Here is an 18,361-nt window from a genome sequence, read left to right as displayed (position 1 = left end):
GAACGCGTCGTCAACCGCATCGCACGACATGAGGTCCGTCCCGGCGAGAACGCGACGGACCTCATGGCGCCCGTCATCAGGAGCGCCGAGGACGTCCTGGCCCACATCGAGACCTCGGAGGACGACCGCTACGACGCTCTGCCGACGACTCTCGCCGTCGCAAAGTGGCGGTCCGCGACGGATCCCAGGGCCGCCAAGTTCCCGAGTTGGGAGGCGTGGGTCACGGCGACGCAGGTCGGCAGCGCGCTGTTCGCCGCGGGGACGGCGGACGAGGGACCCATCTCGTGCCGGATCGGCAGCAGCGGCGAGATCAAGCAACTTCCCGCGACCGGCCCGCAGGACTACCTCCATGCCGGGAACTGGCTGACCTCCTTCTACCTGGCGGTGATCTGCCGAGAGAACGCCCGGGTCAACCGGCTCGCCCAGGTACCGGTCTCCTTCCTGCGCGCGTCCGGCGCCGAGTTCGACGAGTGCATCTATGCCTGGGTGGAGCCTCTTCAGCATCTGTGGTTCGGCCGGCAGGCGGTCTGGGACACCCTCGTCACCGCCGTCGACGGCACGGACCCGCAGCGTGCCCCGATCGCCGGCCCCGAGCTCATGCTGAAGATCCTCTCCCCGCCCCTCGACCTCTTCCAGCACTACCTGCGCCGCGAGCCCGAGCGGTTCAACGCCTCCCTCGTCGACGCGCTCACCTGGCACAAGGAGTACTGGACGGCGAACGAGGCCCGCTCACGAAGCGCCGAAGGCCTCGTCGCCCTGGGCCCGCTCGCCATCGCCTGCATGGCCTACGACGTCGACATGCCGATCGACGTCGAGTCGGAGTACCTCCCGAAGGCGCTCCTGAAGCGGTCCTGGGTGGGCGAGTACGACACGTGACGCGAAGCCAGCCGTGAAGGAAGACGTCTGTGACATCCATGGTCACGTCCGTCCCCCGTCACGCGTATCCCACGGACGAGGTCCCGGACACGCTCGACGCTCTCAGTGAGACCGCGGACTGGATTCTCGAAGAGTTCCCCGACTCTCCGGTCCTGCGTCCGCAGGCGCTGAGTACAGCGCTCACGCTGGCGCAGCAACACTGCGCGCTCGACCCGCGAGCCGTGCGATTCGAGGCCTGGCAGGCGTGGGTGACGGGGATGCGGACCGGTTCCGCGCTCTTCGCCGCGGCCACCGCTCCGGAGGGAACCAGGGTCACGTGCCGGATCAAGGAGCGGGAGCGTACGCTCCCGGCGACCGGCATCGAGTCCCATCTGAATGCCGGCACCTGGGTCACCTCGTTCTACCTGGCCATGATCTGCCGCGACAACGACCGCCTCCGTCGGCTGGCCGAGGTGCCCGTCTCCTTCCTGCGCCAGGCGGGCGCGCTGTTCGACGAGTACGTCTACGACTGGGCGGAGGCCCTGCGGAGTTTCTGGCTCGGCCGCCAGGACGTGGGCGACCAACTCGTCGCGGCGGTCGACGGCACCGCCCCGGAGGCGCGACACCTCGCGGACGCGGACCTGATGTCCCACATCCTCCGCCCTCCGCTCCTCATGCTCTACCGCATCCTGCGCCGGGACCCGGACGAGTTCGGCAAGACACGGACCGACGCTCTGCGCCTGCACAAGGAGTACTGGACCGCCGACGAAGGTCGCGCCACCAGCGCCGACGGACTCGTCGCCCTCGGCCCACTCGCCCTGACCTGCCTGGCCCGCGACCAGGGCCTCCCCGTGAACGTCGAGTCCGAGTACCTGCCCAAGGCGCTTCTGGAGTACTCCTGGAGCGGTGAGATCGAGTACTGACACGGACGGAACCGGCGAATCGGCTGCAGCCCAACGAGTTCGAACAATGGAGAGCGCTTTGGCCTCGATCATTCCCCGGCACCCTTTTCCCACGGGGAACGCGGAAGCCGGGCTCGCCGTCCTTCAGGAGAATGCACAGCAGTTGATCGACGGCTTGGAAGAGGGTTCCACCAATCCGGGCGACGCCTTGAGTACCACCCTCACCCTGGCCGAGGCGCACTGTTTGATGGACCCACGGGCGGCGATCTTCCCGACATGGGACGCCTGGGTCGACGCCATGCAGATCGGCTCCGCCCTCTTCGCCTGCCGAGTACCCCAGCCCCCGCCGAGCGAGGTCGAGTTGCGGGTGGAGCACCGGATGCGGCGGCGCGTCATCATCGAGCGCCCCTCACCCGTCCGTACGACGTGCTGGTGCACGAAGCGGCCCTGCGTATCCGGGTCGGTGGCCGGGCCGCCTCACGGGCTCAGCTCGCGCGTGTCCTGGAGCTGTCGGAGACGGACCACGTCACCGTGCGGGTGATCCCCTTCTCGCTGGACGACTTCGCCGACGTCACGGCCGGCATGGTGTACGTGGGCGCGGCGGTCCCGAGACTGGACACCGTGGTGCGTGACGGCCCCCACGGTTCGCTCTTCATCGACTCCGAGGCACAACTCGGCGTCTTCCGAACGCTCTTCCGTAGAGTGAAGTCCGTGTCGCTCGCCGCCGACCGCTCCCGCGACCTCATTCACTCGCTGACGAAGGATTTGTGAGGCACCCCCATGGTCACGCACGACAATTGGCGGAAGTCGTCGTACTCCGGTGAGGGCGACGGCAACGCCTGTCTGGAGATCGCGACCTCCCCCACCCGCACAGCCGTCCGCGACTCCAAGGCCCCCGCCCTCCCCGCTCTCACCTTCCCCACCGCCTCCTTCACCGCCTTCGTCGACGCCCTCAAGGACGCCGACCAGGACGCCCCGCGGGGGCGGGACGCCTGACCTCGCAGGCCGGCGGATGGGCTCGCCGCCCGACATGCATGGCGGGCGCCCCGAACGCGGGTGGTATCGGCCGTCAGCCGACGTCGCCGGACGGCAGGAGCAGGAGCTTGCCGCGGGCGTGTCCGGAGAGGCTGATCTCCAGCGCCTTGCTCCAGTCCTCGAGGGGGAAGGTCGCGGCGACCGGCACGGTGAACCCGCCCTCGGCGGCCAGCCGGGCGAACTCGGGGAAGACTCCGAAACGTTCGGCGTCGGTCCACTTCGTGGGATCCTCGTGGAAGGTGTCGCGCACCCCGAGCTCCGGCGCCGCGGCCAGGTCGGAGCAGGTCAGCACGCGCGTGGGATCACCGCCGGCCACCTCGACGAGTCCGGGCAGGGCGCCACCGGGCGGCGCGGTGTCGAGGACGAGGTCGACGGGGCCCACGCCGAGGGCCTCGACCCGCCCGGGCAGGCCCTCGCCACGGCCGACCACGGTGGCGCCGAGCGCGCGCAACCGCCCGGCGTAGGTGTCGCCCGCGGTCGTGATCACCCGCGCCCCGCGAAGGAGGGCGATCTGCACGGCCGCGTACCCCACGGTGGTTCCGCCGCCATTGACCAGGAGCGTGCGGCCCGCCAGGGCGCCGAGGCGCGCGAGATGCCAGGACGCGGTGCTCAGCGCCATGGGAAGCGCGGCGGCCTGAGTGAGGTCCAGGCCCTCGGGCACCGCGAACCAGTGGTCCAGCACGGCGTACTCCGCCGCGCCCGCGCTCGGTGAGCCCGCGAAGTCGGCGGTGCCGAACACCCGGTCGCCGACGCTCACGTCCGTGACGCCCTCGCCGACGGCCTCGACCAGGCCCGAGACGTCGCAGCCGACGCCGCGGGGCAGGCTCCCGGCGAAGAGCCCGCGGCACAGCGCCCAGTCGGCCGGGGCCAGCCCGCACGCGTGCACGGCGACCCGGACGCGGCCGGGTCCCGGCTCGGGTACCGGAACGGTCTCCAGGCGCAGGACGTCGGCGGGCTCGCCGTACTCGTGGAAGCGCACCGCGCGCATAGTGTCCGGCCCGGAAACGGGTGCGGTCATGAGGTCTCCTCGGAAGCCAGTTGGAACGTGTTCCACTTAGTGCGCGCCTAGACTAACCCGGAGACCGAGCGAAATGGAACGTGATCCGATCAGACATGGCCGCTGAACCGTCCCCGTCCCCGTCCGCACGCCCGCAGCCGCGCGCCGATGCCGCGCGCAACCGCGAGGCCGTGCTCGCGGCGGCGACCCGCGCCTTCGCCACCTCCGACACCGAGCCGTCGATGCGCGAGATCGCCCGGCAGGCGGGGGTCGGCATCGCCACGGCCTTCCGTCACTTCCCGACCCGGGAGGCCCTCGTCGAGGCCGTCTACCGGGACCAGGTCGTCCGGCTGACCGCCGGGGCGCGCGAACTGCTCGCCGAGCACCCGCCCGCGCGGGCACTGCGCCTGTGGATGGACCTGTTCGCGGAATGGCAGGCCACCAAGCACGGCATGACCGACACCCTGCTCGCCATGATCGACGCGGGTGAGATCTCCCTCGCGCACAGCCGGCAGGAACTGCTCTCCGCCATCACCGCGATCCTCGACGCGGGTGCCGCCGCCGGGGACATCCGAGCCGACGCCCGTGCCGACGACCTCTCCGCGGCCGTCCTCGGCATGCTGGCCGTGGCGGCCAAGTCAGGGGAACCGGGTCAGGCCGGACGCCTGCTCGACATGCTCATGGACGGCGTACGACCGCGCTGAGGCCGGGCGCCCGTCATGTTCCGCCGTCCCGCTGCCCCATGACCGCGCGGGCCGCGTCCAGGAATGCCAGTCGGTTGTCCTCCAGGTAGTCGCGCACGCTCTCGCCGTCGGGCAGGCCCTCCCACACCGTGCGGTTGAGGTCGAGGAAGTACGCGCGTGCCGCGTCATGCACGGGAAGGGGGAACTGGATGCGGATGAGACGCTCCGCGACCCACAGCCTGTTCATGACGTCCCGGGTCGTGAGGAACCATGCGTCGGTGTCCTCCCATTCGGAAGGCCGACCGAAAGCGGAGCGTTCGGCCTCGGCGCCCACCTCGATGAACCGCTCGAGCAGGGCCAGCCGTTCCCCGCGGCGGGCCTCCGACAGGGCGGTCTGCTGCCGTTGCCGTTCCGCGCGTTCCGCCGAGAGCTGCGTCCTGTGCTGCACGAGGTAGGACAGCGAGCCGCCGAGGACGACGCCGCCCAGCGATATGAGGGGCCCCCAGACCTGAGCTGACATGGCGGCCATCGTGCCATGCCGTCGATCCTCAGTTCGTCGAGTCGCCCCGCACCGGGCGCAGCACGATGTCGTGAGTGAGGGCGCGGTAGGGGCGGTCGAGGCCGTGGGCGCGGTAGTCCTCGGGGGTGTCGTGGACGACCGTGGTGCGGACGGTGGCGGCGGGGACGGGGCCTTCGAGGGTGCCCTCGGCCAGTGGGTCGCCGTCGAAGTAGATCTGCGTGGTCAGCGGCAGGCAGCCCTCGGCGGTGACGATCGCGTGAATGTGCAGGGGCCGCAGGCCGGGCAGCCGCAGGGCTTCGGCCAGTTCGGTCAGGGGGCTGTCCGGGGCGAAGCCGAACGTCTCGACGCCGGGCATGACGGTGCGGAACTCGTAGCGTCCCTCCGCGTCGGTGACGACCCTGCCCCGTAGGTTGTGGACGGGGATGCCGGTGGAGTCGTTGGGGATGTCCAGCGGCTCGAAGTCCCGCGTGCCGACGCCGGAGTAGAGGTTGTCGGCGTCGATCTGCCAGACGTCCAGGACCGCGCCGGGCAGCGGGGCGCCGCTGGTGCTGCGGACGGTGCCGGAGACGACGAAGGGCTCGCCCGGTTCCTCGGGGCGCATGGGCAGCACGGCCGGGCTGGGCAGTTCGGGGCTGCCGGGGAGGTGCGCGGGGCCCTCCATCTCCCAGGGGGTCGCGCCGTCGGTCTCCGGGTGGGCGTAGGCGGCGCCCTCGGTGGCCTGCAGTGCGCTCTTGAGGAACAGGACGCCGGTGAGGGGCAGTTCGCCGGCGTCGGCGACGCGCCGCAGCCAGTCGACGGCGGCGAACAGCTCCTCGGGGGTGACCCGGTGCCGCAGGACGACGTCGTCGACGGCGCGGCGCAGGTCGGCGAAGACGACCTGCAGGCGTGTCTCGGGTGTGCTCATGAAGGCGCTCCTTCTCTTCGGCGGGCCCGTGGACGGGCCGCCGTCGGAACGTGCCGTCAGCAGCGGATGCCGGCGACGAGTTCCTCCCAGTTGCGGAAGGCGATGCGTTCGCGGTCGGCGGCGCTGACCGGCGCGGTGTCCAGGAAGCGCCGGGCGGAGCCGTCACGCTCCCGGTTGAAGGGGTAGTCGGTGGCGTACATGATCCGTTCGGCGCCCACCGTCTCCAGGCTCCAGCGCAGGTAGCGGTGGCTGGAGATGCCGCCGGGCGTGATGAAGACGTTGGTGCGGAAGTACTCGGCGACCGGCCGCTGGAGGTGGGCGACCCGGTCCAGGACGGCGATGCGGTCGAGGTAGAACAGGACGACCTCGCCCCAGTGCCCGAGGATGACCTGGAGGTCGGGGAACCGGTCGAAGAGTCCGGAGACGATCATCCGCAGGAGCGTCAGTCCGGCGTCGTAGTGCCAGCCCACCGCGCCGGTCGCCAGCAGGCTGTCCACGGGTTCGCCGAACCCCCCGTAGTAGGCCCGCCCGACGGCGGGCAGCGGGGCGCGGGGGTGGAGGTAGAGGGGGACGCGCAGCTCGGCGGCCGCCTCGTAGATGTCCCAGAACTCGGCGGCGTCGACGCCCCGTTCGCCGGAGCGGACGTTGACCATGGCACCGTCGAAGCCGAGGTCGGTCACCGCCCGGCGCAGTTCGGCGGCGGCGGCCGCGGGGGCGGGGGTGGCGAGCGCCGCGAAGGCGGCGAAGCGCCCGGGGTGGCGTCCCACGGCGGCCGCGAGGGCGTCGTTCGTGGGTCCCTGCAGGGCGACGGCCTCGGCGGCGGGCAGGTTCTGCAGGCCCGGCGTGGTCATGGACAGCACGGCGGTGTCGATGCCCGCGTCGTCCATGGCGGCCAGCCGGCCCTCGTCGAGGTCGAGCAGCGCCGGCGTGACGTCGCCGGAGACGGCCCATTTCATCATCGGTTCCGCGAGCCGCGGATCCCGTCGCCGCCATGCCTCGGTCACGGCGGCGGTGACCATGTGCTCTTCCAGCGCGTAGACCCTCATCGGCGGGGCCTCCTCGTCCGGTCGGGGGCCCGGCGGGACGGGCCCCGGGGAGGTGGACCGCCGGGGCGGGACCCGAGAAGGTGCGCGCGGGCCCCGGCGGTCCACCGGAACGGTGGGGGCGGACTCCCGTCAGCCCCGGACGGTCCGCAGCGCGCCGGCCCAGGACTCGAGCTGGTCGAACAGGGCTTCGGCGGCGGCGTCGTGGTGCGCGGCGGGGGCGAACACCGAGTAGTTCTCGAAGTCGGTGAGCAGGGAGAAGGACAACTGCTGGCGCACGTGGGCGAGCTGCAGTTCGCTCGCGATGCCCCGCAGGTGCTCGATCGCCCGCGCCCCGCCGAGCCCGCCGTAGGCGACGAAGGCGGCGGCCTTGTTGTTCCACTCGCCGTACAGGTAGTCGATCGCGTTCTTCAGTACGCCCGAGATGGAGTGGTTGTACTCGGGGGTGATGAAGACGTATCCGTCGAAGCGGTCGATGACGGCGGCCCAGGCCTTGGTGTGCTCGCCCGCGTAGGCGCCCCGGGAGGCGGGGACCGCCTCGTCGAGGTGGGGCAGCGGGTGGTCGGCGAGATCGATCAGCTCGTAGTCGGCCTCGGTGCGCTCCTTCGCCCTGGCCATGACCCAGTCCGCGACCGCCTTGCCGTTGCGGCCGGGGCGGGTGCTGCCCAGGATGACGCCGATCTTCAGGGTGTTGCTCATGCGTGGTTCCTCCGGCACTGCCTCATCGGATTACTTGAATTTTCATGTGCGACTCCGAGCCTAGCCCTCGATGGCATGAATGTTCAAGTGAACTGTGGAGGTGGCTGACTCTAGACTGTCCGCATGCCTGCTGCGGAGAAGGACGAGACGGCCGAGCCCCGGTGGCTCACCGCCGACCAGCTCGCGGCCTGGCGCGCGTTCATGCACATGACGCAACTGCTCCCCACGGCCCTGGAGTTCCAGCTCCAGCGGGATTCACGGCTGAGTTTCCTGGAGTACTACGTCCTCGCACTGCTGTCCGAGCAGCCGGAGCACCGCATGCGCATGAGCGCGCTCGCCGGCCAGGCCGACGCGGAACTCTCCCGGCTCTCGCACCTGGTCAGCCGGCTGGAGAAGCGCGGCATCCTGCGCCGGGAACCCGACCCCGAGGACGGGCGCTACACCCACGTCATCCTCACCGGGGCCGGGTACGAACACCTGGTCGCGGCGGCGCCCTCCCACGTGGCGCGGGTGCGCGAGCTGTTCGTCGAGGCGCTGGACCCGGAGGAGCTGCGGGTGCTGCACCGGTGCGCCGAGAAGGTCGTCGCCCGGATCGAGGAGGCCGCCCCGGAGCGGGGCGGGAAGGCCACCGCAGGGCGGGGCTGAGCCGCCGGCCGGGCCGAACTGCCCGCCGCCGACCGGGGTGAGCCGCCCGCCGTCCCTGCCGCGCGGGCCGGGACGAGCGTCCGCGACCCTGCCGCGCGGGCCGGGGCGGGCGGGGCGAAGCGCCCGGGGCAGCCGGTCAGGACAGCCCGTCGTACACCGCCCGGACGTAGGCCGCGCTGCGGTCGGAGCCGAGGATGCCGGGGGCCATCCGGTTCATGACGTAGGAGATCGTCGTGCGCCGGTCCAGGTCGGCGATGATCATCGAGCCGCCCCAGCCGCCCCAGAACGCGATCCGGCCGTCCGGGATCCACGGTGCCGTCTCCCGCTTGGGCAGCGCGTAGCCGATGCCCCGGCGCACGGGGAGGCCGACGACGAGGTCGGCGCCGTCCGACTGCACGTCGAAGACGAGGTCGATCGTGCGCTCGCCGAGCAGCCGGAGCCCGTCGGCCCGGCCGCCCCGGGCGAGCACGGACAGGACGCGGGCGACGGAGCGGGCGTTGCCGTGGCCGTTGGCCGCGCCCAGGTCGGCGGCCCGCCAGGCCGGGGTGTTGGCCGCCTCCGCCGTCGCCGAGGGGCCGGTGAGCGTCCGGTACGCGGGACTGTCCGTTCCGGCGGCCGCGGGGTCGAAGGGCAGCGGGGGCGGCGGCACGACGTCCGCGACGCGGCCGGCGTCCGCCTCCGCCAGCCCCACCTGGAAGTCCGCCCCCAGCGGGCCGGCGATCTCCTCGGCGACGAACCGCTTGAGCGAGCAGCCGGTCACGCGGTGCACGAGTTCGCCGATCAGGTGCCCGTAGTTGAGCAGGTGGTAGCCGGAGGCCGTGCCCGGCGTCCACCACGGGGCCTGCGCCGCCATCCGGGCCGCCGCCCCGCGCGTGTCGTACAGGTCCTCCAGGACGGCCGGCTGCTCCAGGCCGGAGACGCCGGAGGTGTGGGAGAGCAGGTGGCGGACCTCGACGTCGCGCTTGCCGTTCGCGGCGAACTCCGGCCAGTAGCGTGCCACGGGGGCGTACACGTCGAGTTCGCGCCGGTCCACGAGGACGAGCGCGGCGAGACTGGTGACGGTCTTGGTGATCGACCACACGTTGACCACCGTGTCCTCCTCCCAGACCGCCGTGCGGGCCGGATCGCGGAAACCGCCCCACAGGTCGACGACGCGCTCGCCGTCCACGTCCACCACGAGCGAGGCGCCGAGCTCCTCCCCCGACGCGACGTTCCGCCGGAACACCTCCCCCACGCCGCCGAAACGGGCCGTGGTCGTGCCGTGCGTGGTGGTCATGGTGCCGCCCTCTTCCTCGGGTTCACGGGGTCTTCGGCTCTACCCCCGACTGCGCGGCCAGTCTCGAACCGTGCCACGGATGTGAAGGTCAAGCGGTGCGGACCGCGGCCGCCGACGCGGGGGCGGACGGGGGGCGACGTCCGGCTGCCTCGCCCGCCGCCGGTCCTACAATCGGCCGCATGCGCATCGGCGAGGTGGCACGGCGCACGGAGACGACTCCACGCCTGCTGCGGTACTACGAGGCACAGGGGCTGATCGCGCCCGGCCGGGCGGAGAACGGCTACCGGGAGTACGACGAGGACACCGTCGGCCGGGTACGGCAGGTCAGGGAACTCCTGCGGGCCGGACTGCCGACGCGGCTCATCGTGCGGATCCTGCCCTGTCTCTCCACGCCCCGCGAGAACGTCCGCTTCTCCGGGGTGACCCCCGAGACGGTCGCCCTCCTGGAGGAGGAGCACGCCCGGCTGAGCGCACGCATCGAATGCCTGACCCGCAACCGCGAGGCGATCGGCGCATACCTCACCGCGCTGCGCGAGGCGGGCCCCGCCCCCGCGGAGCGCGCACCGGACCGGGAGCCCGACGGCGCGGCACGCTGACCCCGGGCACGCACTCGTGTGCTCAGCCGTGCAGGGTGCGGCGCGGGTAGGACACCCGCCGGCACCACACGCGGTCGGAGACCAACCGCGACAGGTGCGTCGAGCTGTCGCCGGGGCGGTCCGGCGGGTGACCCGGGCGCTGCGGCCCGTCGGGCGCCGGCGCGGTCTCACGGCTCGTCCGTCCCGTCCGGACCGGCCCCCGCCACCCCGCCCCTCGGTTCCCCGACGGGCAGGTCACCAGGGGACCGGGCCGTGCTCGTCGAAGAACCCGCCGGTCGGCCCGTCGTCGGGCAGCGTGGCGAGCCGGACGACCACGGCCGCGCCGTCGGCCGCGGTGCGGGTGAGGCCGGGGAACGCGGTGGTGAAGTCGGTCGCGCACGGCCCCGGATCGGCGGCGTTGACCAGGATGTCGCGGCTGCGCAGTTCCTTGGCGTACTGCACGGTCAGCGAGTTGAGCGCGGTCTTGGACGGGACGTACGCGGCCATCGGGGGCCGGGTCGTGAAGTAGTCCTCGGGATCGGTCATCCGGGCGAGGGAACCCAGTCCACTGCTGACATTGACGATCCGGGCGGCGGGGGAGCGGGCGAGCAGCGGCAGCATCGCGGTGGTCACGCTGATCACGCCGAACACGTTGGTCTCGAACACCTCGCGTACAGCGGCCAGGTCGACACCGCCAGGGCGCTGTGCGGCGAGGTCGCAGGAGACGCCGGCGTTGTTGACCAGGATGTCCAGCCGGCCGAAGCGCTCCTCGATCCAGCCGGCGGCGGACAGGACGCCGTCGCGGTCGGTGACGTCCAGGGTGACCGGGTGCACCCGCGGGCCCAGGTCGGCTGCGGCCGCCGCACCGCGGTGCGGGTCGCGCGAGGCCAGCAGGACGTTGATGCCGAGCGAGGCGAGCTGGGCCGCGACCTCGCGCCCGATGCCCTTGTTGGCACCGGTGACCAGGGCAGTCGTACTTTCAGTCATGTGTTCAGCCCACCACGGGGGCGGCGGGGAGGGCCAACACCGATCAGGTACGCAGCGATACCGTGCGGGTATGGAAAGACTGGAGGTCCGCGAGCTCGTCTACTTCACCGCTGTCGCCGAAGAGCTGCACTTCGGCCGGGCGGCCGCCCGGCTGGGGATGGCCCAACCGCCGCTCTCCCGCGCCATTCAGCAGCTCGAACGACGGCTGGGCGTGCCCCTGTTGGAACGTGGCGGTCACCGGATCGCACTGACCGAGGCGGGGGCCGTCCTGCTCCGCGAGAGCCGTACGGTGCTCGACGCCGCGTCGGCCGCGGCGCACCGCACCCGGCGGGCCGGCCGCACCGACCCGAGTCTGGTCCTGGTCATCAAGCCGGGCGGCGACGGTGGCCTGCTGCCCGCGATCCTCGACGCCTATCAGGCTGAGCCGGACGCGCTGCCGGTCGAGCTGGTGTGCAGCTTCGGCGAGCGTGAGACCCTCCTGCGGGAGGGCCGTGCCGACGCCGCCCTGCTGCACCTCCCCCACCACGACCTCACCGGCCTGGACACCCAGGACCTCCTGACCGAGACGCAACTTCTCGTGATGCCGAGGTCGCATCGCCTCGCGGGCCGTGCCCGGGTCTGCCTGGACGATTTCGCCGGGGAACCCCTGCCGCGCTGGCCCGGGGCGTCCGAGGACGCCTCGCAGGGACCCGAGGTCCACGACCTCGGGCAGCTACTCCATCTCATCGCCCTGGGCCGCATGGTCGCCGTCCTCCCCGCCTCCATCCGCGGCCAGCTCCGCGACGACCTGGTCGCCGTCCCCGTCGATGACGCCGAGCCCACCACGCTCGTCCTCGCCTGGCCCGAGCACGCCACCTCCCCGGCCCTGGCCGCCTTCGTCCGCGCGGCCGCCGCCGTGGCGGACAAGGCGACGGGCCAGGACGGGTAGAGCGGGGAGCACGCGGCGGGGCGGGCGCCCTCGCCGCATGCCCGCAGGCGTGCGAACACTCCAGTACGCCCTCACCACCACCGTCGGGAGTACACCTGGAGGCAGAGCGACGGGCACCGGACGGCGAACCGATGACGCGGTCGGCGATCCGGGCCGGCCACTAGAACAGGCTCAGCAGCGCCTCGGCCGGGTCCGTGAGGGCCGTGTCCCCGCCGGGGAGCGGGAGTTCGAACCAGACCGTCTTGCCGCGCGGCGTGCGGCGGGAGCCCCAGGCCGTGCTGAGCAGGCCGACCAGTTGCAGGCCCCGGCCGCCCTCGTCCGTGTCCCGGGCGCGGCGGCGGCGCGGCTGCACGAGTCCGGCGTCCCAGACCTCGCAGACCATCGTGCGGTCGAGGAGGAGACGGAGGCGGATCTCGCCCTCGCCGTAGCGGAGCGCGTTGGTGACCAGCTCGCTGACGAGCAGTTCGGCGGTGTCCACCAGCGGTTCCAGGTCCCAGGAGAGGAGCTGGGCGCGGGCGTACTCGCGGGCGCGGCCGACGCTGCGCGGCTCGCGCGGAAGCGTCCAGTCGCCCACGGAATCCGCCGGGAGGCCCTGGACACGTGCCATCAGCAGGGCGATGTCGTCCTCGCCGTGGTGCGTGTCCAGCGTGCTGAGGACGTGGTCGCAGACGTCCTCCAGCGGCTGCGAGGGGTCGGTGAGGGCGCCGACGAACGCCTGGAGGCCCTCGTCCAGGGGGTGGTGGCGGGATTCGACGAGGCCGTCGGTGTAGAGGGCCAGCAGGGACCCCTCGGGCAGCTCGACCTCCACCTCCTCGAAGGGCTCGCCGCCCACGCCGAGTGGCATGCCCGGCGGCACGTCGAGCATCAGCGCGCTCTCGCCGGGCTCGACGAGGACGGGCGGGAGGTGGCCGGCGTTGGCGAAGGTGCAGCGCCGGGTCACCGAGTCGTAGACGGCGTACACGCACGTCGCCAGGTACACCTCGGACAGGTCGGCGTCGCGGGGCTTGCGGGCCGCGGTGCGGGTGGCCTGCGCGACCCCGCCGGGGGCGCCGAGGCCCCGGGCGATCTCGTCCAGCTGGGAGAGCACCTCGGCGGGTTCGATGTCGAGCTGGGCCAGGGTGCGGACCGCCGTGCGCAGTTCGCCCATCGCGACGGCGGCGCGCAGTCCGCGGCCCATGACGTCGCCGACGACCAACGCGGTGCGGTGGCCGGGCAGTTCGATGACGTCGAACCAGTCGCCGCCCACCTCGGTCGCCGCGTTGCCGGGCAGGTAGCGGCAGGCGATGTCCAGGCCGGAGGCCTCCGGGTCGCCCGGTGGCAGCAGCGAACGCTGGAGGATGAGGGCGCGTTCGTGCTCACGGCGGTAGAGGCGGGCGTTGTCGATGCAGACGGCGGCACGCGCGGCGAGTTCCACGGCGAGCGCCCGGTCGCGCTCGCCGAAGGGCTCGCTGCCCTTCGTGCGGGAGAACTGGGCGAGTCCCACGACGGTGTCGTGCGCGACCATCGGCACGGCGAGCGTGGACTGTATCGGGCTGCCCTCCTCGGGGGCGACGCTCTTGGGGCGGCCGGTGCGCAAGGCGTCGGCGCAGGGCGAGTTGAACGGGTAGTGGTGGACGCCGCCGACGGCGACGGGGGCCGGACCGCCGGTGAACGGGGCGCCGGCGACCGCGCTGGCGGAGGCGACCCGGCGCAGCTCCGCGCTGCCGTCGGCGAGTCCCGGCGGGGTCTCGTCGCCGGCCAGCAGCCCCTGGTAGAGGTCGACGACGGCGAGGTCGCAGAAGCCGGGGACCACCACGTCGAGCAGCTCGCGCGCGGTGGTCTCCAGGTCGAGGGAGTTGCCGATGCGGGCGCCCGCCTCGTTGAGCAGGGCGAGGTTGCGGCGGGCGGCGGCGGCCTCGCGGGCGGCGGCGCGGCGGGCGGTGATGTCGATGGCCAGCCAGGCGACGCCGATGGGGCGACCGCTGCCGCTGTGCACGCGGTAGAGGTTGACGGACCAGTGCTTGCGCTGGTCGGAGCCGGGGACGAAGCCGGTGATGTGCATGTCCGTGATGGACTCGCCGGTCTCCAGGACCCGGCGCAGCGTCGCCCGGACCCGGTCCGCCTCCGGGCTCAGCAGGTAGTCGTGGACGGTGCGGCCCCGGTGGTCCTCGGGGGTGCCGCCGAAGGTGGAGGAGAAGCGCTTGTTGGCGCGGCGGACCCGCAGGTCGGAGTCGATCAGCAGGAAACCGAAGGGAGATTGACCGAAAATCGACTGCGAGGCGGCGAGGTCGGTCTCGATGCTGCGCAGGGTGTGGACGTCCACGACGATGCAGACGGCGGCCCTGCGGCCGTCCTCCGTCGTGGTGGGCATCACATAGACCTCGGCCAGGCCGTCGGAGTCCTCGGTGTGCTCCGGGCGGCCCGCGCGTGCGGTGTCCCCGGCGTCGCCGGCGTTCCCGGCGCTTGTGGTCTTCCGGAGGCGCTGGGAGGGCTGCGGGCTCTTGGCGCGGAAGGGGATCAGGCCCGTCCACTCCCGCCCGTCGAGGATTTCGGCCATCTTGCGGCGGCCGCGCTCGCGCAGATCGGGGTCGACGAAGGCCTCGATGGGGTCCATGCCGATGGCCCGCTCGGCGGGGATGCCGAAGATCTGCTCGGCGCGCAGACTCCACTGCTCCACGAGCCCGTCGGGGCCCACGGAGAAGGACGCGACCTTGATGTAGTCGTAGAGGGAACCGGGCGGGTTGCTCTGCCAGTGTCCGGGGTCGGTGAGGGCGGCGGGGGCGAGCGGTCCCCGGTCCTGGGGGGCGAGGGAGGCGTCGGCGCGGCGCTCGCCGCGGGGCGCCTCGGCCGCGCCGCCGGGGCGCGGCGCGTCGGCGGCGCGGCCCGGGCGGTCCGCACGGGCCTCGCGCGCGTCGTGCTCCTCGTGCGCGGCCCGGGCCTCGTGCCCGCGCCGAGCCTCCTGCCCGCTCCGGGCGTCCCCGGTGTCTCTGTGGGCGCTCGTGGCCTCGCGTGTCGTGCGGGCATCCTCGGCGGGAGCCGCAAAGGCGCGCCGGGACGCGCCGGCCGCGGCCCGCGCCCATGCCCGCGCGCCGTCCGACGGGCCCTCGGGGCCCGTGGCCCTCGCTGGTATCTCGCTCACGCGAACCGTCCCCTCCAGCTCACCGCGTCCGGCACCGGTCACCGGGGGCGGCTGCCCGCAGTATCCAGCACTACGGCGCCGCACAACACGGTGTTCACGATCACAGCACGGTCCCGATGGTTTTTGGACCGGCCGCGACATACTCCCAGTCTTCTAACCAGGTGGCGCCCGGTCGAACCCCGCAGTTACCGAGCGCCGACCGACATGAACCGGCCGTGCTCCGTGCGCCCCGGAGCCGCCCCCCGGCGGGACACCCCCCGGCCGGAGCTTTCCCGCGGGCGCGCACCGGGACGCGAGCCGGTCCTCCGGCCGGAAGGTCCCTCGGCACGGCGGCCCGGGACCTCCCCGTAAAACTCCTCAGGGAATCGCCAGTTCGAACCAGACGGTCTTGCCGGAGACACCCGGGCGGGTCCCCCAGCGCCGGGCGGAGGAGGCGACGAGCTGGAGGCCCCGGCCGCCCTCGTCGTCGAGCGCGGCGATGCGTTCCCTGGGCAGGTCGGGCAGCGGGTCCGAGACCTCGACCAGGATCCCGGGGGCGGTCCCGGAGTACCGCACGAGCCGCACGCCGATGGGCCCGCTCGCGTGCCGCAGGGAATTGGTGACGAGTTCACTCACGAGGAGCGCGGTGACGTCGACGAGCGCGTCGAGGCCCCAGGCGCGCAACTGCCCCCGTACGACGGCACGGGCGCTGCGGACCGAGCCGGGGTCCGCGGGGAACGTCCACTCGGCGCGGTCGCCTTCGGTGTCGAGCACGCCGATCACTTCCCAGGCCAGGAACCCACCCATGTCCGGTTTCGTGGGGTTGATGGGCACATACCCGATATCCGGGAGGCCGTACCGCGCACGCGGGCGCACTGTGGCACGAACGGCGTACCCGGCGCCAGCCCCTGGCGCCCCCCGATTCCCATGCGCCTCCGGTGGCACGCGCGCCTTGTCGCGCCACGCGCGCGCCACCGGTGCGCGGCCGCCCGCTCCCGCCGGTCCCTCATTCCCCCCGGCTGCGCGCCGTGTTGACGGCGCCCCGCGGGGCACGGGCGGCATGCGCGGCGCGAGCGGTGCGTACGGCGGGGACGTCCTGGTCGAGCCAGTCGACGTCCCAGGTCTCCTCGGGGGTGAGCCAGCGGAGCCGGTCGTGGTCCTCCAGCGGTTCGGGGGTGCCGGACAGGAGACGGACGGTCCACACGCGCAGGACGTGACCGGGCTTGAGCGGCCACTCCCCCGGCACGCGCGCCACCGGCTCGGCCTCGACGCCGAGTTCCTCGCGGAGTTCGCGGACGAGGGCGTCCTCGGGTGCCTCACCCGGTTCGACCTTGCCGCCGGGGAGTTCCCAGCGGCCGGCGAGGTCGGGGGGTGCGCTGCGGCGGGCGGCGAGGAGGCGTCCGGCCTCGTCCAGGAGGGCGGCCGCGACCACGACGATCGGTGGGGTCATGCGCGGGAGCCTACGGAGGCCGCGCGGGGGCCGCCACGACCGGCCGGACCGCCGGGGACCGAGAGGGGGCCTGTCGCCGGTGGCCGGCGGCTGCCGTCAGCGGCGGTCGGCCGCGTCCGCCGTCAACGACGGTCGGCGGCGTCCTTGTCCAGGCACTCGACCCAGTAGAGCTGTTCGTCACCGGGGCTGCCGAGGCTGTCGGCGATCTTCTGCGCCTCGGCCCGGGTCGCGTAGCGGCCGACGCCGTAGCGATTGCCGTTGTCGTCCCGGCGTACGACGAGCCAGGGGAGCGTCACCGTGCTCTCGTTCATCCCGCCCCTCCTGACGAAACCGCACTCCGCATATGCCCGAGCGTACGCCCAACCTTTACTCAGCGAATACGGTTTCTCACAACGAGGCAGGCCGGGACCCGTGCCAATTGGCCACGTCGAGGACAGGGCGGAGGGGACGGGGGAGGCCGAATGCGCCGCTGAGTGCGCCCCCAGCAGCGCGAAGCGAGCGGGGGCGCTCCGTGCGAGAACGTCCGGTTTCTTGTCCCCGCCGGCACACCGCGGGCAGCACGACGCCGCCCCCGCGTGACACGGGGGCGGCGGCCGCGCGGGGGTCACCGCACCGGCAGGTGGTACGAGGCCCGGTAGCGGTCCGCGGGGATGATCAGGTCGGCCGTCTCGACCGGGCGCCCCGAGGCGTAGAACGTGCGCTGGATGACCAGCACCACATGGCCCGGCACTCCCCCCAGGGCCAGCAGTTCCTCGGCCTGGCCGGGCCGCGCCCCGACCTCCTCCGTGACGTTGTCCACCACGACGTCGAGGGCGGCCATCCGCTCCACGACCCCCATGCCGCCGAGCGGCCCCTCCTCCGGGAGCATCACCGGCGTACGCCCGGTCAGTTCGAGCGGCTCCCAGGACGTGGAGAGCATCATCGCCTCGCCCGCCTCCCGGAAGACGTACGCCGTGCGCATCACCCGGTCCCCCGTCCGCAGGCCCAGCCGTTCGGCGATCGCGGCCCCCGCCTCCGCCTGCTCGCTGCGCGATTCCCAGGTGCCGTGCGCCGCCGCGTCGGCCTGCTCCTGGCGGAAGGGGGTGGCCTCGCCGTCCGGGCGGTAGCCGGAGCGGGCGAGGCGGCGCGGGACCGGACGCTCCCGCACGTAGGTGCCGGACCCGGAGCGGCCCTCGACCAGGCCCTCGGCCATCAGCACCTTGCGCGCCTCGAGCGCGACCGTGTCCGAGACGCCGTACTCCTCGCGGATGCGGGCCTGGGAGGGGAGCCGGGTGTGCGGTGGCAGCGAGCCGTCGACGATCTTCTTGCGGAGATCACCTGCAACGCGCAGATACGCGGGTTGCTCACCGAACGTCACTGGCCACTCCCCTCAGCTTTTACAGACAGCGACAGCGTGGCAACCGCGTGTTGTCCCGTGCAAGCAAAGGCCAAAGAATCACTCGATGTGATGACTTATCCCTTACGGGGTCTTTACCCAGGTACTTTCTCCCCGTTATAAGCAGCGCCGACACCGCGCGCACCGTTACTCCGGGGGCGCACGACCGGCCCCGGTCGACCGGCCGGCCGGCGGTGACGCTTCCGCTCCACCGTCGGCCGTACAGCCGAAACTTTCGGCTGCCGGACGGCTTCGAAGCGTGACCGGTCATGCCGGTCGGTATGGCCTCGCCGCACCCGTCGGTTCCTTCGGCGCGCCGCGCGTCCGCCCGTAAAAAGGGCCGGGAAACCTCACACGGCCCGACTCGGATTACCGTTCAGTAAGAAACGC

19 protein-coding genes and 1 pseudogene are annotated in these 18,361 nt (G+C 72.9%); 8 read left to right on the top strand and 12 right to left on the bottom strand.

The window, feature by feature from the left end:
- The first annotated feature begins 63 nt into the window (after positions 1–63).
- The 4 genes and pseudogenes from OHB09_RS21315 (at position 64) to OHB09_RS21300 (ending at position 2,753) form a co-directional block, all read left to right on the top strand.
- Positions 64–876, top strand: a complete 813-nt coding sequence (locus OHB09_RS21315) for an immunity 49 family protein (protein ID WP_328922375.1) — start codon at positions 64–66, stop codon at positions 874–876.
- Between the two features lie 38 nt (positions 877–914).
- A complete protein-coding gene (locus OHB09_RS21310) occupies positions 915–1,778 on the top strand; it encodes an immunity 49 family protein (RefSeq protein ID WP_328923044.1) in 864 nt (287 codons plus the stop codon).
- Positions 1,779–1,836: 58 nt separating this feature from the next.
- Positions 1,837–2,528 (top strand): annotated as a pseudogene (locus OHB09_RS21305) (DUF5753 domain-containing protein).
- A gap of 9 nt (positions 2,529–2,537) precedes the next feature.
- Positions 2,538–2,753: a DUF397 domain-containing protein gene (locus tag OHB09_RS21300; RefSeq protein ID WP_191892250.1), complete on the top strand. Its 216-nt coding sequence runs from the start codon at positions 2,538–2,540 to the stop codon at positions 2,751–2,753.
- Positions 2,754–2,826: 73 nt separating this feature from the next.
- On the opposite strand, the gene OHB09_RS21295 is transcribed toward OHB09_RS21300, so the two are convergent.
- Positions 2,827–3,780 (bottom strand): NADP-dependent oxidoreductase, encoded by a 954-nt coding sequence (locus OHB09_RS21295; RefSeq protein WP_328923043.1) that lies wholly within the window; start codon positions 3,778–3,780, stop codon positions 2,827–2,829.
- A 125-nt stretch (positions 3,781–3,905) separates the two neighbouring features.
- Between OHB09_RS21295 and OHB09_RS21290 the strand changes: the two genes are divergently transcribed.
- Positions 3,906–4,493 (top strand): TetR/AcrR family transcriptional regulator, encoded by a 588-nt coding sequence (locus tag OHB09_RS21290; RefSeq protein ID WP_006138064.1) that lies wholly within the window; start codon positions 3,906–3,908, stop codon positions 4,491–4,493.
- Positions 4,494–4,506: 13 nt separating this feature from the next.
- Here OHB09_RS21290 and OHB09_RS21285 read toward each other — a convergent pair whose 3' ends face one another.
- The 4 genes from OHB09_RS21285 to OHB09_RS21270 all read right to left on the bottom strand — a co-directional run bounded on the left by OHB09_RS21285 (position 4,507) and on the right by OHB09_RS21270 (position 7,638).
- Positions 4,507–5,001 carry a hypothetical protein gene (locus OHB09_RS21285; protein WP_328922374.1) on the bottom strand — a complete coding sequence of 165 codons (495 nt, stop codon included), beginning with the start codon at positions 4,999–5,001 and terminating at the stop codon, positions 4,507–4,509.
- A gap of 19 nt (positions 5,002–5,020) precedes the next feature.
- Positions 5,021–5,896 (bottom strand): dioxygenase family protein, encoded by an 876-nt coding sequence (locus OHB09_RS21280; protein WP_006138066.1) that lies wholly within the window; start codon positions 5,894–5,896, stop codon positions 5,021–5,023.
- 56 nt (positions 5,897–5,952) lie between these two features.
- On the bottom strand, positions 5,953–6,942 hold the full coding sequence (locus OHB09_RS21275) for an amidohydrolase family protein (protein ID WP_328918554.1): 990 nt from the start codon (positions 6,940–6,942) through the stop codon (positions 5,953–5,955).
- 129 nt (positions 6,943–7,071) lie between these two features.
- Entirely contained in the window at positions 7,072–7,638 is a 567-nt protein-coding gene (locus tag OHB09_RS21270; protein ID WP_006138068.1) for an NADPH-dependent FMN reductase, read from the bottom strand.
- A gap of 123 nt (positions 7,639–7,761) precedes the next feature.
- On the opposite strand from OHB09_RS21270, the gene OHB09_RS21265 reads away from it, so the two are divergent.
- Positions 7,762–8,283 carry a MarR family winged helix-turn-helix transcriptional regulator gene (locus tag OHB09_RS21265; protein WP_093597169.1) on the top strand — a complete coding sequence of 174 codons (522 nt, stop codon included), beginning with the start codon at positions 7,762–7,764 and terminating at the stop codon, positions 8,281–8,283.
- Between the two features lie 136 nt (positions 8,284–8,419).
- Here the strand turns inward: OHB09_RS21265 and OHB09_RS21260 are convergent, their stop codons facing one another.
- Positions 8,420–9,559, bottom strand: coding sequence for a serine hydrolase domain-containing protein (locus OHB09_RS21260; RefSeq protein ID WP_328918555.1), 1,140 nt, complete (start codon positions 9,557–9,559; stop codon positions 8,420–8,422).
- 179 nt (positions 9,560–9,738) lie between these two features.
- Between OHB09_RS21260 and OHB09_RS21255 the strand changes: the two genes are divergently transcribed.
- Positions 9,739–10,155 (top strand): MerR family transcriptional regulator, encoded by a 417-nt coding sequence (locus OHB09_RS21255; protein WP_167794301.1) that lies wholly within the window; start codon positions 9,739–9,741, stop codon positions 10,153–10,155.
- Positions 10,156–10,389: 234 nt separating this feature from the next.
- Here the strand turns inward: OHB09_RS21255 and OHB09_RS21250 are convergent, their stop codons facing one another.
- On the bottom strand, positions 10,390–11,121 hold the full coding sequence (locus tag OHB09_RS21250; RefSeq protein WP_319351114.1) for an SDR family oxidoreductase: 732 nt from the start codon (positions 11,119–11,121) through the stop codon (positions 10,390–10,392).
- A 70-nt stretch (positions 11,122–11,191) separates the two neighbouring features.
- Here OHB09_RS21250 and OHB09_RS21245 point away from each other — a divergent pair, with 70 nt between their 5' ends.
- Positions 11,192–12,049 carry a LysR family transcriptional regulator gene (locus OHB09_RS21245; RefSeq protein WP_319351113.1) on the top strand — a complete coding sequence of 286 codons (858 nt, stop codon included), beginning with the start codon at positions 11,192–11,194 and terminating at the stop codon, positions 12,047–12,049.
- A 160-nt stretch (positions 12,050–12,209) separates the two neighbouring features.
- Here the strand turns inward: OHB09_RS21245 and OHB09_RS21240 are convergent, their stop codons facing one another.
- The 5 genes from OHB09_RS21240 to OHB09_RS21220 form a co-directional block, all read right to left on the bottom strand.
- On the bottom strand, positions 12,210–15,209 hold the full coding sequence (locus tag OHB09_RS21240) for a SpoIIE family protein phosphatase (RefSeq protein WP_407077338.1): 3,000 nt from the start codon (positions 15,207–15,209) through the stop codon (positions 12,210–12,212).
- 315 nt (positions 15,210–15,524) lie between these two features.
- Positions 15,525–15,953: an ATP-binding protein gene (locus OHB09_RS21235; RefSeq protein WP_167794299.1), complete on the bottom strand. Its 429-nt coding sequence runs from the start codon at positions 15,951–15,953 to the stop codon at positions 15,525–15,527.
- A gap of 199 nt (positions 15,954–16,152) precedes the next feature.
- A complete protein-coding gene (locus tag OHB09_RS21230; RefSeq protein ID WP_006138077.1) occupies positions 16,153–16,596 on the bottom strand; it encodes a (deoxy)nucleoside triphosphate pyrophosphohydrolase in 444 nt (147 codons plus the stop codon).
- Positions 16,597–16,718: 122 nt separating this feature from the next.
- A complete protein-coding gene (locus tag OHB09_RS21225; RefSeq protein WP_006138078.1) occupies positions 16,719–16,907 on the bottom strand; it encodes a hypothetical protein in 189 nt (62 codons plus the stop codon).
- A gap of 293 nt (positions 16,908–17,200) precedes the next feature.
- Entirely contained in the window at positions 17,201–17,953 is a 753-nt protein-coding gene (locus OHB09_RS21220; RefSeq protein ID WP_006138079.1) for a GntR family transcriptional regulator, read from the bottom strand.
- Positions 17,954–18,361: the final 408 nt, after the last annotated feature.

It is taken from the genome of Streptomyces griseoaurantiacus, assembly GCF_036189845.1.
GTDB classification, from domain to species: Bacteria; Actinomycetota; Actinomycetes; order Streptomycetales; family Streptomycetaceae; genus Streptomyces; species Streptomyces griseoaurantiacus.
This window is presented reverse-complemented; position numbering and strand designations above follow the sequence as displayed.

Coding starts and splice junctions, on each gene's coding strand:
- OHB09_RS21235 (WP_167794299.1), bottom strand. CDS start 15,953: ATGGGTGGGTTCCTGGCCTGGGAAGTGATCGGCGTGCTCGACACCGAA.
- OHB09_RS21310 (WP_328923044.1), top strand. CDS start 915: ATGGTCACGTCCGTCCCCCGTCACGCGTATCCCACGGACGAGGTCCCG.
- OHB09_RS21290 (WP_006138064.1), top strand. CDS start 3,906: ATGGCCGCTGAACCGTCCCCGTCCCCGTCCGCACGCCCGCAGCCGCGC.
- OHB09_RS21280 (WP_006138066.1), bottom strand. CDS start 5,896: ATGAGCACACCCGAGACACGCCTGCAGGTCGTCTTCGCCGACCTGCGC.
- OHB09_RS21295 (WP_328923043.1), bottom strand. CDS start 3,780: ATGCGCGCGGTGCGCTTCCACGAGTACGGCGAGCCCGCCGACGTCCTG.
- OHB09_RS21230 (WP_006138077.1), bottom strand. CDS start 16,596: ATGACCCCACCGATCGTCGTGGTCGCGGCCGCCCTCCTGGACGAGGCC.
- OHB09_RS21285 (WP_328922374.1), bottom strand. CDS start 5,001: ATGGCCGCCATGTCAGCTCAGGTCTGGGGGCCCCTCATATCGCTGGGC.
- OHB09_RS21265 (WP_093597169.1), top strand. CDS start 7,762: ATGCCTGCTGCGGAGAAGGACGAGACGGCCGAGCCCCGGTGGCTCACC.
- OHB09_RS21225 (WP_006138078.1), bottom strand. CDS start 16,907: ATGAACGAGAGCACGGTGACGCTCCCCTGGCTCGTCGTACGCCGGGAC.
- OHB09_RS21245 (WP_319351113.1), top strand. CDS start 11,192: ATGGAAAGACTGGAGGTCCGCGAGCTCGTCTACTTCACCGCTGTCGCC.
- OHB09_RS21300 (WP_191892250.1), top strand. CDS start 2,538: ATGGTCACGCACGACAATTGGCGGAAGTCGTCGTACTCCGGTGAGGGC.
- OHB09_RS21260 (WP_328918555.1), bottom strand. CDS start 9,559: ATGACCACCACGCACGGCACGACCACGGCCCGTTTCGGCGGCGTGGGG.
- OHB09_RS21270 (WP_006138068.1), bottom strand. CDS start 7,638: ATGAGCAACACCCTGAAGATCGGCGTCATCCTGGGCAGCACCCGCCCC.
- OHB09_RS21315 (WP_328922375.1), top strand. CDS start 64: ATGGCGCCCGTCATCAGGAGCGCCGAGGACGTCCTGGCCCACATCGAG.
- OHB09_RS21255 (WP_167794301.1), top strand. CDS start 9,739: ATGCGCATCGGCGAGGTGGCACGGCGCACGGAGACGACTCCACGCCTG.
- OHB09_RS21250 (WP_319351114.1), bottom strand. CDS start 11,121: ATGACTGAAAGTACGACTGCCCTGGTCACCGGTGCCAACAAGGGCATC.
- OHB09_RS21275 (WP_328918554.1), bottom strand. CDS start 6,942: ATGAGGGTCTACGCGCTGGAAGAGCACATGGTCACCGCCGCCGTGACC.